At 53.0% G+C, this 16,715-nt stretch carries 10 protein-coding genes and 2 pseudogenes; 2 read left to right on the plus strand and 10 right to left on the minus strand.

Annotation, left to right across the window (positions count from 1 at the left end; genetic code table 11):
* Nucleotides 1-231: 231 nt before the first annotated feature.
* Nucleotides 232-1,989 carry a peptide ABC transporter substrate-binding protein gene (locus tag KRAC_RS45390; protein WP_007918927.1) on the minus strand — a complete coding sequence of 586 codons (1,758 nt, stop codon included), beginning with the start codon at nt 1,987-1,989 and terminating at the stop codon, nt 232-234.
* A 497-nt stretch (nt 1,990-2,486) separates the two neighbouring features.
* On the opposite strand from KRAC_RS45390, the gene KRAC_RS45395 reads away from it, so the two are divergent.
* On the plus strand, nt 2,487-5,174 hold the full coding sequence (locus tag KRAC_RS45395; protein ID WP_007918928.1) for an ATP-binding protein: 2,688 nt from the start codon (nt 2,487-2,489) through the stop codon (nt 5,172-5,174).
* A gap of 50 nt (nt 5,175-5,224) precedes the next feature.
* Nucleotides 5,225-5,941 (plus strand): response regulator transcription factor, encoded by a 717-nt coding sequence (locus tag KRAC_RS45400; protein ID WP_007918930.1) that lies wholly within the window; start codon nt 5,225-5,227, stop codon nt 5,939-5,941.
* A gap of 43 nt (nt 5,942-5,984) precedes the next feature.
* On the opposite strand, the pseudogene KRAC_RS80290 reads toward KRAC_RS45400, so the two are convergent.
* The 9 genes and pseudogenes from KRAC_RS80290 to KRAC_RS63855 form a co-directional block, all read right to left on the minus strand.
* Nucleotides 5,985-7,137: pseudogene (locus KRAC_RS80290) on the minus strand (RNA-guided endonuclease InsQ/TnpB family protein).
* Nucleotides 7,128-8,933, minus strand: coding sequence for a group II intron reverse transcriptase/maturase (gene ltrA / locus KRAC_RS45410; RefSeq protein WP_007905288.1), 1,806 nt, complete (start codon nt 8,931-8,933; stop codon nt 7,128-7,130). Before ltrA ends, KRAC_RS80290 begins: the two are co-directional and overlap by 10 nt.
* 793 nt (nt 8,934-9,726) lie before the next feature.
* Entirely contained in the window at nt 9,727-10,953 is a 1,227-nt protein-coding gene (locus KRAC_RS45415; RefSeq protein WP_007918940.1) for an NAD(P)/FAD-dependent oxidoreductase, read from the minus strand.
* A gap of 28 nt (nt 10,954-10,981) precedes the next feature.
* A complete protein-coding gene (locus KRAC_RS45420; RefSeq protein WP_244422519.1) occupies nt 10,982-11,701 on the minus strand; it encodes a helix-turn-helix transcriptional regulator in 720 nt (239 codons plus the stop codon).
* Nucleotides 11,702-11,800: 99 nt separating this feature from the next.
* A pseudogene (locus tag KRAC_RS80295) lies at nt 11,801-11,992 on the minus strand (helix-turn-helix transcriptional regulator); the annotation flags it as partial.
* 222 nt (nt 11,993-12,214) lie between these two features.
* Nucleotides 12,215-13,255, minus strand: coding sequence for an ABC transporter substrate-binding protein (locus KRAC_RS45425; RefSeq protein ID WP_007918943.1), 1,041 nt, complete (start codon nt 13,253-13,255; stop codon nt 12,215-12,217).
* Between the two features lie 90 nt (nt 13,256-13,345).
* Complete coding sequence (locus KRAC_RS45430; protein ID WP_211221441.1) at nt 13,346-14,191, minus strand: ABC transporter permease; 846 nt, start codon at nt 14,189-14,191, stop codon at nt 13,346-13,348.
* Nucleotide 14,192: 1 nt separating this feature from the next.
* Nucleotides 14,193-15,035, minus strand: a complete 843-nt coding sequence (locus tag KRAC_RS45435) for an ABC transporter ATP-binding protein (protein ID WP_007918947.1) — start codon at nt 15,033-15,035, stop codon at nt 14,193-14,195.
* A gap of 309 nt (nt 15,036-15,344) precedes the next feature.
* Nucleotides 15,345-16,535, minus strand: coding sequence for a sigma-70 family RNA polymerase sigma factor (locus tag KRAC_RS63855; RefSeq protein ID WP_083815111.1), 1,191 nt, complete (start codon nt 16,533-16,535; stop codon nt 15,345-15,347).
* Nucleotides 16,536-16,715: the final 180 nt, after the last annotated feature.

Genomic DNA, 16,715 nt, shown 5'->3' on the forward strand with positions numbered 1-16,715 from the left:
ATGTGTTTGAAGATCTGTACTTCCATTTTTTAACAATTTCATGCTTAAATACTTTAGATACGAGCGATGTTCGCATCCAGAAAGCTCGTGCACATCTGCATCATAAGCTCATTTTACAGAGCACTATTTCACAATAAAGAAAGAGGAGAGGATGCAAATTGCATCCTCTCCTCTTTCTTTATTGTGAAGCACATGTGACTAGTTGTCACATACCCTCTTCGCTACACGAGATTAGTAAGCGCTCGTGTTGGCGCAGGAGGAATCGCTGGTTTTGTAGATGTTGGCCCAGTCGCCAGGAGGAATCAGATCCTGCGCGTTGTCCACGACACCCTTGACACAAGTCTTGAGAACATAGCTCAAAGTACGCTGATCGACGGGAGCCCAGGCGACATCATCAACCATCTGCTGCTCGATCTGGTTGTACTGAGCGAGACGCTGGGTGTTATTCTGGTTGACATCCGCTTTCAGCATCAGGTCCTGCATCTGCTTCTGCGTGGCAACCGTCTTCGAATTACCCATCCCGTAGTTCTGCGAGTTGTTGGATGAACCAGCACCAAAGAGCAGGGTCGTCCAGTCCTCAGGATCAGGATAGTCCGCGCCCCAGGCAGCAAACCACATCTGCAGTTTGCCATTGCCTACGGTGTTGGAGACATCATCCAGGCGTTTGTTGAAGTCCTCATCATTGATGTTAACCGTGACACCCAGGGCATCTTTCCACTGCTGCTGCGCGAACTCAGCAAGGTTCTTGGCAGCAGATGAGCCACTGGTGGCAAGCGTCAGCGTGACAGCGGGGAAGTTAGAGGAGGTGTAGCCCGCCTCCTGCATACCTTGCTGGAAGAGCTGCTTAGCCAGGGCCTTGTCGCCCTTGACGCTGGTCACGCCAGCCGGACCTTTGAGGTTGGGGTTGTAACCAGGCATGCCCTGAGGCACGATGTGGTTGGTGGCAAGGCGCGCACCCTTGTAGATGCTCTTTTCGATGGCGCTCTTATCAACGGCAAGAGCAAAGGCCTGGCGGATCTTAATATTGTTGAAGGGCTTGGCCAGGTAGTTCATCGCGAAGTAGTCGATGGTCAGCTGAGGCACCTGGCGATACTGGTTGTTAGACAGGGCACGCGCCTGATCCAGGTTGGTAGGTGGCACATTAGCCAGGTCCAGTTGGTTGGTCTGGAAGGCTTTGTAGGCCGTCTGGGGATCTTTGTAGAACGGGTAAACGATTTTCTTCAACTGTGGTTTGCCACCCCAGTAGTTGGTATTGGGTACAAAGCTAACAAACTTGCCAGAATTATACTGATCCAGTTTGAAGGGGCCCGAGCCGCCACCCTCGCTCAGGTGTTTCAGGAAATTGGTATCGCCATACTTCTGCACAAAGCTCTTCTCCACGACATAGGAGGTCGAGTAAGTGAGCGCATCCAGGAAGTACTGACCGTTCTGACTGGTCACAATCTTGACCGTCGAAGGATCGGGGGCGAAGAGGCTATCATTGATCAGCGTGGGAATCTTGCCCGCGAAGCGCTTATCCGAATCTTTAACAAGCGCCAGGTAACCTGGGGCCACAGTCGACTTCAGTTCAGGCTTGAGGGCGCGGTCAATGCTAAAGATCACGTCATCAGCGGTGATGGGGTTGCCATCGCTGAACTTAATGCCAGGACGCAGTTTGAAAGTCCAGGTCAGGCCATCTTTGGAGGTGGTCCAGGACTGAGCCAGTTCGGGATAGACCTTCAGATTGTCGTCGAGCTGAACAAGGCCTGTGAACATCAGGTCAATCGCGCTGATCGAGGGAGCGTCAGTCGAGAGCGCCGGATCAAGCGTCGCGAGATCCGCTAGACCAGCCGTCTGTGAAGCATCCACATAGATCTGCTTGTCATCAGAGAGTTTGCTGCCAGTTGAGCCACTGCCTCCTGAATTGCCACCACATGCCGCGACAAGCACGGCGAGCAGGGTCAGGAGCAATGGCAAAAAGAGTGACACGCGTTTTTTGCCAGATCGCATTGAGTACATTCTCCTTGGGACAGTATGCAATGACCACTTTGTGTTGAAATAGCAAAGATTGCTGCATATCATCGCTTAAATTAGCTTTTACAACCTTACGTCAGCCATATACCAGGAAAAACCAAGCGTTCTTGTTCACACCTTTTCATATCCTTAAAAAGGGGGACTCTAGTAACGCAGTATAGTATATATACGTCATGGGTTTGCATAATCTCTCACACAAAAAATATAAAAAATAAAACCCATACACTTTAATAGAATATCCTATCGCATTCTTTCATTACATTGTCTACAATAAGAAGCAAAAAGATGCTCTATTATCTAGTAGCGGACATAAGCAAACAGACATATTTGCTACTATTTCTATGCATTGCTTGTTAGCTTTCCCCATTTGTAGGATATAATATATTTAAATGTCTCAAAGTAGAGGCGCGTTATACACTGATGACTCGCTACTATGCGGGGCTTCAGCCAAAACTCGGTGAGGAGTGCCAGGTATGCCTCCACTTTTACGTCATTCGCTGCTCTACCAATTAGTAAGCGTCTATTTACTTTTTGTCATTGTAGTTCTCGTCGGGGGAGCAGGAATAAACACTGTTATTGAGCAACAACAGCGCGAAGCCGTTCAGGCTTCTGACCAGGCCCTGGCTCAAGACATTGCGCTTGAGACAAATCTTCATTTACGCGATTCTGAAGTTTCACTGAGCACGCTTGGATATCAGGCCATGCAGGCCAGGAACTCCCAGGCCATTATGCAGCTCTTTCAAACCTATCAGGCTGCGCGTAACGACGTAGACCATGTATACTGGCTTGACCCACTCGGCCTCATTCAAAGCTCTTATCCACAATTGAAATCCGATATGGCGGTCGAGTTTTCGCCGCCAGATGTGGTCCCACGCGTACGTAATACAGCTAACCCTGTCATAGAGGTAGGCATCGCCGTTGAAACAACCTTTAATGCAGGTGTCATCATCGCCGCTCCTATAACTAATAAGCATGGCACGCTTGTCGCGATCATTGCCGCCAGCCTCTCGCTCTTCGAGTTGAGCGATCCCTTGCAAGCCGTCGTTAAAGCGCAACAGCTCCAGCAGCATCAACTCCAAATTAGCATTATCGACGCCCGTGGCGAGCTGGTAGCGACTCCCGATCACTCGCGTCTCCTGCAAACTGTCCTTGATGAACTGCCAGGCGCGGACCTGGCCCTACAGCATCAAGGGAACTCACAACTTGGAACAGGGCTTGATGGGCAGAGCTGGCTCTTTAGCTCAGTCCCAGTTCCTGATATTGGCTGGGCCGTGGTTGTTCAGCGTCCTGCCGCCGAAGCTCTCCACGTCGTGACCCAATTGCATCTCTGGCTTCTTACGGTCGCGCTCATCTTCACTGTCGGCGGCCTGCTGTTCTGGCTCCTGCTACATGGGCGCGTTATTCGCCCTCTACATACCCTGGCGATACAGCACCAGGCTCTGCCCTCCTCGGAACAATCTATCCCATCCCATGCTACGCAACTCGCCAGGCGCGCGGACGAAGTTGGCTACCTGGCACGCTCACTCATCCGCCTGGAGCGCGATGGCCTGGCCAAGCTGGGCGAGCTCCAGACACTGCTTGAGACCTCAAGCGTCGTCGTGGGCTCCTTAGAACCACAGGCGGTGGTAGGGAAAATTATTCGCGAGGTTCGCCGCCTGGTAGATGTACAGGCCGCTGCGGTACTGCTGCCAGACGAGCAAGGGGTCTTGCACGTGCTAGTGAGCGATGGGCATAACCGGCGCTATAACTATGCCCTCTCCCTGGCGCCCGAAAATATAAGCTCCTCAGCGGTCCTGGCACTCCACTCTGGCCAGCCTGTGCAAAAGTTACTCAGCACAGAGCCAGCGCCTTCGCTCTCATATGACGAGGGCTTCCGCTCGGTGCTGGCTGTCCCCATCATCAGCCGCCACGCAGGCGGCGTGGTGCTGTTGGTCCATCGCACTCAACCCCAACCCTTTAACCAGAAGGAGATTGATCTCCTCCTGACATTCGCCAACTATGCCACCCTGGCCTGGGAGCACGCTGTCCTCTATGAGCGCAGCGATGAACGGTTGCGGGAGGTAGCGCGTGAGAATGCCCAGCTCTATCAACAGGCATCGGAGGAGAAACAAAAGCTAGAGGCAATTATGGAGAGCATGAGCGATGGCCTGGTGCTGACAGGTATCGATGGAACCGTACTCTACGCCAACCCGGGCGCCAGCTCCATCACCGGCCTACCCATTACAGAACTTGAACGTCATCCTATACAGGTCCTCTACGAGGCGCTTTCCCGATCAGCTATGGAGCCAGAGGAGTGCGCGCGAAAGATGCTCCAGGCCACTTCCGCCGAAAAGCCTGAACTCCTCATTGAGCTTGAGCCACACGCACAACGCCAGGTCATCCACCTGCGTTTCTTTGATGTGGGTGACGAGGCGGGGCGAACTATCGGACGGGGCCTGCTGTTACGTGATGTAACTCGCGAGCGTGAGGTAGATGAGTTTAAGACAACACTCCTGGGCGCGGTAGGGCATGAATTGCGCACGCCTCTGGCGGCCATCAAAGGCTACGCCTCTACCCTCCTGCAGGAAGACGTTACCTGGCCCATTGAAGACCAGCGCCACTTCCTGCAAACCATCAGTAGCAAGGCTGACTACATGGCACAACTTGTAAGCAACCTGCTGGACCTCTCCCGTCAGGAGGCAGGACTCCTACTACTCAAGCGCGCTCCGGCAAGGCTACAGGAAATAGTGACACACACCATCGCGGAGACCGAGCATCCGGATGTGATGGTAACCACGCGTATCCCTGATGACCTGCCTCTCGTAGATATAGATAGTGGACGCATAGAGGTTGTGCTGCGCAACCTCGTCATGAATGCCCTGGCCTATGGCGAGGGCGAGATACATATCTCAGCAAAGCTACAGGAAAACGCGGTCATTGTCGCCGTCACAGACAACGGCCCTGGCATCGCACCAACCGAGTTACCACATGTATTTGAACGTTTCTACCGCGCCCAACACGGTCGGCAACGCCATTCAGGAGGCACCGGGCTTGGCCTGGCTATCTGCAAAGCCTTTATCGAAGCTCATGGAACATCTATCTGGGCCGAAAGCGCTGAACAGGGAACAACGATCTCGTTCGCCCTTCCACTCCCCCCTTCCGGCGAGAGAAGGCTCACATAAGTAGTACAGGATCTACAATTATCAACATATCTGAACAAAGGGGAAAACTTATGCCAGCTACCCTAAAACGTATTCTGCTTGCCGAGGATGAGGAGGCGTTACGAGACTTTGTGAGCCGTAATCTGCGCGCACGTGGCTTTGAAGTCCTGGAAGCCAGCAATGGTCTCGAAGCCATGGCCCTCTGGCAACAGGAAGCCCCCCACCTGCTTATCCTGGACGTCATGATGCCACGTATGGATGGGCTGGAGGTCTGCCAGCGCGTGCGCCAAAGCTCTACCGTACCTATCATCATTCTCACCGCGCTGGATTCAGAGCGCGACAAAGTGGCGACGCTCGACCTTGGCGCGGACGACTACCTGACCAAACCCTTTGGAGTGGAGGAGCTTCTAGCCCGCGTACGTGCTGCCTTGCGCCGCACAAATTGGGAAGAGACAGGATCACTGCCAGCTGTCAGCAACGCCAAACACTTTGGCGAGCTCGAGGTCGACCTGGCGGGACATGTCGTACGCTTGCGGGGTGAAGAGATTCGCCTCTCGCCAACCGAGTTCGCGCTGCTGAAGCAACTGGTCACCAACGCAGGCAAGGTGCTTACGCATCGCATGCTCCTCCAGAGTATCTGGGGGCCAGAATATGGCGATGAGGCCGAATATCTTCGTGTCTATATCAACCGCTTGCGCCATAAACTGGAGACCGACTCAGCCAACCCGCGCTACCTCCTCACCGAGCCTGGCGTCGGCTATCGCTTCGTCGCCCCAACCAGCAATTGACATCCTCCCCATGGCTAAAGCCAGGGGATTCCTAGAGTCGCCTCTAGGGTTTCCTGCTTCGCTGAGTCTTGCCTGAACGAGACGAAACCCGTCCTGGTCTTATGGACTCTCCACAGGCGAGGACCGTGAGCCCCACGGTCACAATATTCTTGGCAGCGTTGATATCGCGGTCATGATGGATACCACATTCAGGACAATCCCATTGGCGGATATCAAGCGGTAAGGAGGTGAGAATATGACCACACTCGAAACACCGTTTACTGGAGGGATACCACTTGTCGATCTTGACAAGGTTTCGACCATACCAGTCTGCCTTGTATTCGAGCTGAGACACAAACTCACTCCATCCCACATCGCTGATCGCTTTGCTCAGAGTTGGGTGCTTGACCATATTTTTGACCTGCAAACTCTCCACGCACATCGTTTGGTTTTCACGAATCAGGCGGGTAGAGAGCTTGTGCAGGCGCGTCACGGCGACGATCAGCGATACGAGCATGAATGCATGCGACCTTGAGACGCGCCTTGTCTCGATTTTTCGAGCCCTTTTTCTTCTTGGCATGGCGGCGTTGAGCTTTCGCCAGGTTCTTTTCGTCCTTGTGAAAGAATCTGGGATTGCCTACCACTTCACCCGTCGAGAGAACCACAAAGGACTTCAAGCCAAGATCAGCACCAATCGCCTTCTCATTGCAAGGCAGATGGGCAATTTCCTCTTCCACAAGGAGACTGATGAAGTAGCGATCAGCGCAATCTTTGGTGATAGTGACGCTTGAAGGAATGGCCTCGTTTGGCAGAGGACGCGACCACACGATCTGGAGAGGCTCGCTCATCTTGGCAAGCGTAAGAGAGCCATTGCGCCAGGTGAAAGCATTGGCTGTATACGTGGCGGATTGGGTATTTCGCTTTTTGTGGAAGGTCGGGTATTTGGCACGACCTTCAAAGAAGTTGAGAAACGCTTTGTCCAGGTGGCGAAGAGCCTGCTGCAAGGGCACACTGGAAACCTCGTTCAACCAGTGCGTCTCTTCTTGCTTTTTCAAGTCAGTTAACAGGATACTTAACTCTTTGTAATAGAGTCGCTGATGGTCGTTGTAATAGGCATCGGTTTTCTTGCGCAATGCCCAGTTATAGACGAAGCGACAGCATCCAAAGGTTTGAGCAAGGATCTGCTGTTGTTCTGGCGTGGGATAAACTAAGCGCATGGGTCGCCCCATCCGCTCGTCTGCAAAACCGAGCATGAAGATTTCTCTTCACTCGGCTCCTCAATCATATGGCCCTTGTTATGGGTACCATGTCTTTGGTCGTGGCAATGTCGGTGGAGAGCACACTTGTTACTCAGTTCCTCTCCTCCTCCCTCACTTTTAGGAGTGATGTGGTCTATCTCGATTTGATCTCCTTCGCGGAACTGCAAATCGCACCATCTACACTTGCCTTGCTGCTTCAGAAGCAGCATCGCCAGTGTTCCTCTCGTTGTTGGGTGGTTTTTCAGTCGTTGGCTCCAATACATGAGGTTTCCGTCATAGGGGCTGGCAGCACCTTTTACTTTGACATGTCGTTGGATCTTCGTCGCATCATGCCTTCTCAGGTCATAATCTTCGGAGGTTGCAAAGATGCTGTATTGGCCTTCGCCTCTCTTCCAGTACCTTTGCCTAATCCAATGTCTGTTTTTGTTTGGGTGCCTACGAATTGCCCACGACCATAGCTGTTGCTGAAGAATGTAGTCACATCTACTGTACTCAGCCTTGGAGCAGACTGTTCTGTAGTAGTTGGACCATCCCCTGATGATGGCAGAAAGTTCCTTAATCAGTTGGCCTTGCGGCGCTGATCTCCGTTTGTTGATTTGCTGCTTCATCTGGGCTATGTGTCGTTTGACGGCTTCTTTGCTCGGTTTGATGATCGTTTTGAAGCCAAGCGGAGTGCCTTGTGAGTTTGTCCCTGTACGGTTCTTTCCTACCGGATATTGCCGGATGGAAAATCCTAGAAACTCGAATCCCACATTTCCTTCATAGGGTGTGAGCGTGTGGCTTATTCTCGTTTTACTTGGCTTCAGTTCCAGTCCCATGTCCCTTAACCAGTCATTGATTCTTGTTTTCACTTCAAGGATGGTTTCTAGCGTTGAATGAAAGACCACTAGATCATCGGCGTATCGTACCATTTGGGGTTTATCCCTTGTGGTCCTCTTTACGCCTTTGAGAGCCTCTTCCAGCCCGTACAACGCTATATTCATGAGTAAAGGAGAGACAACGCCACCCTGCGGGGTTCCGCTGGTTGTAGGTGTGAATTCCCCCTCTGTCATGACTCCCGATTTGAGCCAGGCCTGGACGGCCTGTCTCAGACGTGGATAGGTCTGAAGTTTTTTCAAGAGTGCTGTCTGGTCAATGTTATCGAAACAGCCCCGGATGTCAGCGTCAAGGACATATTTTGCCTTTTTTCCGATATCCAGAAAGATTGCTGCGATAGCATCGTGACAGGATCGTCCAGGGCGAAAACCATAGCTGTTCACCTCAAAGCGAGCTTCCCATTCTGGTTCGAGCGCGGATTTCACAAGACATTGTCGTCCGCGCTCATACATCGTAGGAATCCCTAAAGGCCGTTGTTCGTTTTTTCCAGGCTTGGGGATAAATACCCTTCGGACTGGTTTTACTTTCTGCGGCCATTGTTTGGGATGAATGAGCGATGCCACCTGTCGCCTCTGTTGAGGTTTCAAGTTCTTCACTCCATCAACCCCCGCTGTTTTCTTGCCCTGGTTATCCTGTGAGACGCGGCGTACAGCAAGAAGCCTTGCTGCTTCCGATTTCATCAAGAGCTTTTGAAGTTTTTGGACTGCACGTTGATTGCCACGTTGACTGGCTCGGTAGATTCTCTTTTGGATGCGGTAGACATGCTGCTCAAACTTGCGCCAGGGCAACTTGTTCCAAGCCTCACTCTCAGGGTCAATTTTCTTCTTGATCCTGGGTGCTTTCCTATTTGCTATCGTACTTGATCTTCTACTTTCCATACAACTGTGTCCACGTCAGCCTATCCTCTCGCTTTCCGAGAGGCATTCGCTTCTTGGACAATCCTTCCGTCGTGCTGCTTGCGGTTGGCACCTGCTCATGGTATCGACCCCCATGAGAGCAAACACGCGGTTACTCCGTTCCGTTGCTCTGTTTTGCGCTACCGTAGGTGTGCATTCTCCACCGGAGTCCTGACAGATAGGCAATGGAGCTGTACCATCTCCATTGTGTACTCGACTCGTTCCCGTTTTGGGCTGGCTTGTTATCCTGCGTAAGCCAGTTTTCCGTAACGATGGTTCAGTCATGCATTCGTTTTATCTGCCTTGTTAGACAGGCTTCTCACCGTAGTAGCCAGCTAGAAGGTGTCCTCATATCAGGTTTATGAGGCATCCCCCGTTTCATCCCGCTTCACTGATTGAGGGCCAGTCGCTACAGTGGGGATGATGCTATCCATTCCTATCGAATGAGAGAGGAATTGCGCCTCTCGTCAGAGAAACAGTTGTCAGTGTCTTTCAAAAAAAACACCGCTGCTCGTCCCCCATTTATCATGGTTTGGAGCAAAACGGGTCGCACGATACACACGGTACTTGAAAGCGCGTTTCTGTTTCATACGTTACATTATAGCAGTTACGGCGTAAAAATGCAACAATTTGCACTGCCCTATCCACCCCAAGAAAGGAGCGCGCCATTCATCCCCATGTTTCAAAACAGGGATCTTCTGGCGCGGTTAGATAAATCATATATCCGCCCAGTTGTAGGGCCCATGCTGGCATGGACTCACGCAACACAATGTTCTCACCTGTCCAGCGAAGGACGATCCAGCCGAAACGGCTGAAGAGCAGAGGGAAGGAACCCATCCATTGCCGCTGTGGCTAAAAGTTGCCCGAAGCGGAGACCGAATGGCATCCCGTGACCAGTAAAACCGCCAACGAAGAAGACCTGTGGAAATGTTGGCGCGACATCAACAATCGGATGCATATCCTGCGTACATCCCAGGATTCCTGCCCAGCGCTGTACCACACGCAGTTGAGGGGCAAGCAATGGGAAGATCCGTGGCAACACCTGCTCAATCGCCTTTTGTACTGGGATTGTTGGCACACTTTCCCAGACCCCAACCCCTGCGTTTGGGGCAACAGACCCGCACCCTCCAATCAGAATATTGCCAGAAGGAGTTTGCTGCATGTATTCTCCAGTATTCATGTGGACACTGAGTGCCATCGAAAAAATGGGATCAAGTGCCTCATAGGCTTGCATCTGCTCCAGAACCGGGACAATGACCTTCGTCAGTTCTGGCAATAAGGTACTCGTCCAGGCATTGATTGCAACGATAACCCTTTGTGCAACCAGGCTCCCCTGCGAAGTTCGCAGGCGGACATGTGCTCCATCCTGTTCGATCTTATGAACTTCTGCCTGATAGGCTTGGGCGCCATGGCGCAACGCTGCCTGGACCAGGCCCTGCACGAGCCGCGCAGAGTGGAGGAGGCCCTGTTCTGGCAGAAAACGCCCGCCAAGAATCTCGGGAGCAAGTAGTGTGTTGATCATCGCTTGCACCTGTGCTCGCCCAAGCCACTCTGCGGAAAATCCTTCTGCCCGTAATAGGTCCACTTCCTGGCGTTGTTCCTCACTCTGGGCTTCGGTTAGAGCCAACTGGAGCGCACCCGGCTCCCGATAGTCACACGCGATCTCTTCCTCCTGTACCACCTGGCGGAGCAAGACGCGGTTCTCATACGTGATGTCCATCACGGCACGGGCGGTTTGCTGTCCAAGGCGAGCAATGGCTTCAGGATAAGACCCGGCGGTACCAGCCCGAACAAAACCACCATTGCGCCCTGTCGCACCATCCGCAAGTGCTGTGCGTTCGAGCAGGACAGCATGAACGCCCGCTCGTGCTAACCAATAACAGGTCGCGGCGCCTAAGAGTCCTCCACCAATAATGGCGACATCTGCCACTGGCGGCAGATCAGTGGGGAGAGAGAAACGCGGAGAAGTACGTTGCCAATAGGAGACGGATTCTAGGACCATTACCTATATCCTTTCACTCTTTACAATATCAATTGAGATCAACCTGGTTCTGCGCCTCGTTGCTGTAGCAGGCCAGGAGGCCCGCTGCCCATTCCATGACGCTCGCTCGGAGTTCTCGCGGTTCCACCACTTCAGCCATGGGACCCAGGCCCAGTAAAGCCGTGCGGGCTGTCTCCATCGTTTCAAAGACCAGGGAAACCGTTCTCCATCCAGAGGCATCTGGTTCTGAGCGCAAAAGGCGGTCGCTGAGAGCTTCCCCAAAAAGCTGGAGAAGGCGAGGAACCGCATCTCGCGAAATGCGTAGTGTGACCGGGTAAGATGGCAGGAAACGAGCACACCATTCTGCCCAGTACTGAGCGAGATGAAATCCCTCTGGACGGTTGAACGTCTCCAGCAGCACTTCAACCTGTTGGATACGAGCAATTCTGAAAGAGCGGATAGTTTCGTGTGTGGCTCCAACAAGGTACCAGATGCCAGCTTTCACGACGAGTCCCAATGGACTGACCAGGGGTGTCATAATGTTCCCGCTTTCCTGCCGATAGACCAGAGAGAGGCGGCGATTCTGCCAGACAGCATCCTGAACAGCTCGCAAATGAGGCACCTGATCAACCGGAAAATTCCATCCTGTTGGGTCTACATGCAAGCGTTCCTGTATCTCCACGGCACGCCTTTTGTCTCGCTCAGAAAGCGTGCTCAAGACTTTGGCAAGGGCCACCTCTCGTGTCGTATGCAGATCAAGATCGCTCAACGGTCTTTGGCCTTCAGAGAAAAAAAGCGTGCTTAATTCCTCCTCGTTCAGTCCGGCTATATGGAGACGATAATCTGGCAGGAGGGTATAACCTCCTCTCGGTCCTCCTTCTCCATAGATAGGAACACCAGCAAGACTGAGATCATTGATATCGCGGTACAGCGTCCGCTCTGAGACCTGTAGTCGCTCTGCCAATTCCCTGGCTGTGAGGTGTGGGTAACGTTGTAACAGAAAAACAAGAGCAAGTAAGCGATCAAATTTCAGAGCTGTTCTCCTTTGCTGCCAGAACACGAAACCTGCGCTCAGTATAGCAACAATCCCTGACAAAAAGTGTCAAGGGCCGATCACCTTCGATAGCTGTCAAGTACAATTTGGCCGGTTTGTCTTCTTCATTCAAGAACCGTACATCCAGTGGAGTATGATCCAAAAAAATTTACGAGCAGGGAGCCAGCCGCGTGGCTGGCTCCCTGCTCGTTGGGGATAAGGTTTACGGATTATTGGGAGAAATGACGTTTAGCTGTTGGCTTTGTCGGTGAACTCGTTGGTGTAGGTCTTGCTCAGATCAATCGTCTTGCTTTTAACGGCAGGCTTGGTCTGATTCTCTACGTTGAGCACTGCTTCGGGACCTCCCTGGGGCATCTTGCCGTCAGGACTGTAAATCGCGTACTGATTCTTCAGTGCCGTGATGTAAAGAGCTTTGTCGCCAGCATAGTAGTCAGCGGGCATCTGCGCAGTGATCTCCTCCGCACTATGCGTGTGAATCCACTTCATGGTCTTCACGTACGCGTTGACCAGCTTCTGGACAGTGTCCTTGTGGCTGTTGACATACTCTGTCTTCATGAAGACGCAAATGAAGGGATAAGGACCACCCAGGGCAGCAGAGGTCGACTCAGGTGTGCGCAAGTCCACCAGGACGTTACCAATGCCCTTGGTGGTCAGACGCGAGATGGTCGGCTCGGTAGTCATACCAGCATCGATACGCCCTTGCTGCATCGCCGCGATAAAGGTATCGCCTGCACCCACGGGGACGAAGTGCACCTGGTCCTGCGAGATACCAGCCTTGGCCAGCAGCGCAATTGTCAGGTTCTGCGTACCTGAGCCCAGCTCAGTCACACCCAGGTTCTTGCCTTTGAGATCGGCGATGGTCTTGATCTGACCCGCTTCTTTAGCGGAGACAACCTCGGCCTCGCCAGGAGCAACGTCGAGCTGTACTACGCTCTCCATGCCCTTGCCAGCGGCCTGTAGATCAATGGTGTGATCATACGAGCCCGAACCGGCGTCTACCTGGCCCGCGAGCACCTGGTTCTCGGAAGACTGGCCAGACGCCTCGTCGATCAGGGTCACATCCAGGCCGGCTTGATCAAAATACCCCAGGCGCTTGGCAAGCATGTTTGGCAAATAAATCTGCTTACTCAGGCCACCAACCATGATTGAGAGATGCGTCTTGCCGCCGCTGCTGGCACTGCCGCTATCGCCGCCGCAGGCGCTGAGAACGAGAGCCAGGGTCATGCCCAGCATTAAGCTGGCCCAGACGCTACGCTTCCATGTTTTCATAGGGTTTCTCCTCTTTCATCTTTGATAAATATACGTGCAAAGATAGCGCTCCTTTGCGCATCTTAACGTATGCACTTCATACATCACGGTTTAGATAGTGACATCCTTCACCGTGTTTGGTCGCCAGGTAATCAAGCGATTCTCTAGCGATGTCACCAGGAACTCCATGATCAGGGCCACGGCCGCGAGAATCGCCATCGCCGCGAAGACACCATTGGCGTTAAAGTTCGCCTGCGCGGACTCGATCATCAGGCCCAGGCCCTCAGTCGAACCGATAAACTCACCAACTACAGCACCTACCAACGCGAAGCTGAAACTGGTATGTAAGCTGGCAATAATCCAGGTCAGCGCCGAAGGAATGATAACTTCAGTCGAGACCTTCCGGCTGCTCGCACCAAGCAGGCGAGCGTTCGCGATCAGGTTACGATCTACCTCACGAACGCCCTGGAAGGCATTGAAAAAGACAATAAAGAAGACGAGCACGACGGCAAGGGCAATCTTGGATTGGATGCCCAGGCCCAGACCAATGGCAAAGATTGAGCCAAGCACGACACGCGGAATGGCGTTGGCGGCCTTAATATAGGGGCTGAGAATATCGGCCAGAAAGTAGTTGCGCCCCAGGACGACACCGGAGATAACGCCCAGGACGACGCCAATCACAAAGCCGATGAAGGTCTCCTCAAGCGTGGCGCTGATCTGGACCCACAATGGCCCCTGCGCGGTCCCCTGGGTTACCCAGGTGACGAGCTGTGCCCAGATACCCGAGGGCTGTCCCCAGAAGAAGGAATCGATAATGCCTAGGCGCGAGAGCAGCTCCCAACCACCGACGAGCACAATCAACAAGCCAATGCGCAAGGTGTTAACGATGATGCGCTGACGAGTCCTGGCCTGGCGTGCTTTCGTCACTATGCTGACTTCAGCCTCATTTACTGCCATCTCAGGCTTTCTGCTTATTTCTTTCATAGCTAATGACCACCTCGTTGCGAAGAGCTTCCCAGATTTCTTTATACAGATGGACAAAATGCGGATCAAAGCGTATCTCCGTCAGGTTGCGCGGGCGCGGCAAGTCTATGGTGTAGATACCTTTGACGGTTGCGGGGCCAGCGGTCAGCACACAGACCTTATCGGCCAGGGAGATGGCCTCTTCCAGGTCATGGGTGACAAAAACGACGGAGGCCGATGTGGCGGACCAGAGGCTCAGTAGCTCATCCTCCATCAGGATGCGCGTCTGCACGTCCAGGGCGCTGAATGGCTCGTCCATCAAAATAATCTGTGGCTCGTTAATAAGGGTCTGGGCCAGGGCTACGCGTTTACGCATACCGCCTGAAAGCTGATGGGGATAGCGGTCCTCAAAACCAGAGAGGCCGACGCGGGCGATCCAGTCGCGCGCACGCTCAAAGGCCTCTGCCTTGGGAACACCACGGAAGAGAGGGCCAGTCACGACGTTGCGCAACACGTTTTTCCATGGGAAGACCGCGTCCGACTGGAAGACATAGCCGATGCGAGGGTCGATGCCCTGGACGGGATTGCCCATCACCTCGACCTCGCCAATGCTTGGCTTCTCCAGGCCAGAGATCAGACCCAGGGTCGTCGATTTACCGCAACCAGTGGGACCAACAACAGCACAGAACTCGCCGGGCTTTACACTGAGGGAGAGGTCGCGTAAAGCGGTATATGCCTGCCCATTTGGCGTCTGAAAGCGCTTGGTCACATTGCGCAATTCAATGGCAGGCGTCCCCAGGCCCGACTCAGATTGCAGAGTAGTTGATGTGTTTGTCATAGAGAGAGTAATTTTACCCAACCCCTTTCTTGAATGGTCTGCTGGCACCACCTTGTGCTACCAGTTCAAGTCGTTCTTTTATATGAGCACAATTGCTTTTGAGCTAACGGGTTGTGGTTGTGTACACAGCGTACAGGCGCGCCTGCCTTCCTTGACGATAAACTATACTCTACGCCTGTGCTGGTAAGTATAGCCAGGAAGGCATAAACAACGCATAAACGCGGCCCCCACTGGCATAAACAATGTATAAACACACTGCCGCCGATGAGGGCCGCGCTCTATAAATAGCCTTCCCTAGTGATGACCCTTCTAGACTGTTCCAAGCATGGCGTGGAAACGCTGCACACAGTGATCGCAGATAAAAGTAGTGGGTGAACTGCCTTCAGCGATACCAATCTCAGATGGGAAGAGATGAGCAATCTGGGAACCGCTACGCCCACAGAAGGAGCATGTCTGGTGAGCGGTAGGTGGTATGAGCGCGGTACGCGCCTGCAAGAGACTGATGCCTAACGAGCGAAGCAGGCCCGCGCCAATCCCCTCGCCTTCATTCATCAAACCCAGCAAAAGATGGGTCGGGCGTATGCTCTTCTCGCCCTGATTCTTCATCTCTTCCCCTGCCAGAATAATGACCTGTTTAGCGCGAGGAGTCAACAACGTGAGCGCGTCCGCGGATACATTCGTGGCAGGTGGCTCTCCAGGAATCAACTTGCTGTGCTGTGCCTGGCGATCAAAGATAAAAACGATACCAGCATGAATACGTTGAGGCGTAATACCCAGCGGTGTAAGAAATGAAGCCAGGCTACCCTCGCTCGCCAGGCCCCACAGCAGATGTTCTGTGCCAATCCACCAGTGTGAAAGGGTAAGCATCTCTTCGCGAGCGAGATCTAGTACACGCTGGCTCTCCAGTGTCATGGATCTGGCGAATGCGTCAAATGACGATTCTTGTTCTTGCATAGTATCCCTGTTCCTTTCCCTTGTCTCGACCTGTGCCGCACGCCTCAGTGCTCGCAATTGCAACACGCGAATGTGACCCGCGTTGGTTCCCAATGCCTCGGCGATCTCAGCCGCGCTATATCCCTGAAGATAGTGCAAGGTCAAAATGCTGCGATCGCGTTCTGACAACAAGCTGAGAAGGTGCTGCACGCGCACTTCGGTCTGCTGATCGATAAAATTCGTGTTCTCGCGAAAAAGAGACTGCGCCTCCAGGTCACTCAACGAACGCATTTCGTATGGACTCTGCGTCTGCCAATAGTCAACAATTGTTGTCCGGGCCGTTGCATAGAGCCAGCCGCGAGCACTTTCAAGGCTCTGATCTTCCTTGAGCCAGCGTAGTGCTTTGAGAAAGACCGTGCCGGCCAGGTCCTCAGCCAGGGCATGATCGCCGACTTTGCTGTAGATAGAGCGTTGCAGGTCGGCAGCATACAAACGGTAAATCTCTGCCAAACGGTTCAAGCGCTCCTGGCGACGCGCGTAGTTTGAGGGCTGCATAACGCTTACCATAGTTCCTTTCTGAAGGCTCTCAGTTTTTCATTGTGATATACAGATGAGCGTTACACCTGAGTATTGAGGGCGTTTATCGAGCAAGTGTGAGTGATAAAAAAACGGTGCTACATTTTGGCGTCCTATGCGATTTATATTTATAGAGAGTACTCTCAAGCCGCAAACGGCATTATCTTTTTC

The organism is Ktedonobacter racemifer DSM 44963, assembly GCF_000178855.1.
GTDB classification, from domain to species: Bacteria; Chloroflexota; Ktedonobacteria; order Ktedonobacterales; family Ktedonobacteraceae; genus Ktedonobacter; species Ktedonobacter racemifer.

Excerpts from the sequence above, each read along its gene's own strand:
- KRAC_RS45435 (WP_007918947.1), bottom strand. The coding sequence starts at position 15,035 with ATGACAAACACATCAACTACTCTGCAATCTGAGTCGGGCCTGGGGACG.
- KRAC_RS45430 (WP_211221441.1), bottom strand. The coding sequence starts at position 14,191 with ATGGCAGTAAATGAGGCTGAAGTCAGCATAGTGACGAAAGCACGCCAG.
- KRAC_RS45425 (WP_007918943.1), bottom strand. The coding sequence starts at position 13,255 with ATGAAAACATGGAAGCGTAGCGTCTGGGCCAGCTTAATGCTGGGCATG.
- KRAC_RS45415 (WP_007918940.1), bottom strand. The coding sequence starts at position 10,953 with ATGGTCCTAGAATCCGTCTCCTATTGGCAACGTACTTCTCCGCGTTTC.
- KRAC_RS45400 (WP_007918930.1), top strand. The coding sequence starts at position 5,225 with ATGCCAGCTACCCTAAAACGTATTCTGCTTGCCGAGGATGAGGAGGCG.
- ltrA (WP_007905288.1), bottom strand. The coding sequence starts at position 8,933 with ATGGAAAGTAGAAGATCAAGTACGATAGCAAATAGGAAAGCACCCAGG.
- KRAC_RS63855 (WP_083815111.1), bottom strand. The coding sequence starts at position 16,535 with ATGGTAAGCGTTATGCAGCCCTCAAACTACGCGCGTCGCCAGGAGCGC.
- KRAC_RS45390 (WP_007918927.1), bottom strand. The coding sequence starts at position 1,989 with ATGCGATCTGGCAAAAAACGCGTGTCACTCTTTTTGCCATTGCTCCTG.
- KRAC_RS45395 (WP_007918928.1), top strand. The coding sequence starts at position 2,487 with ATGCCTCCACTTTTACGTCATTCGCTGCTCTACCAATTAGTAAGCGTC.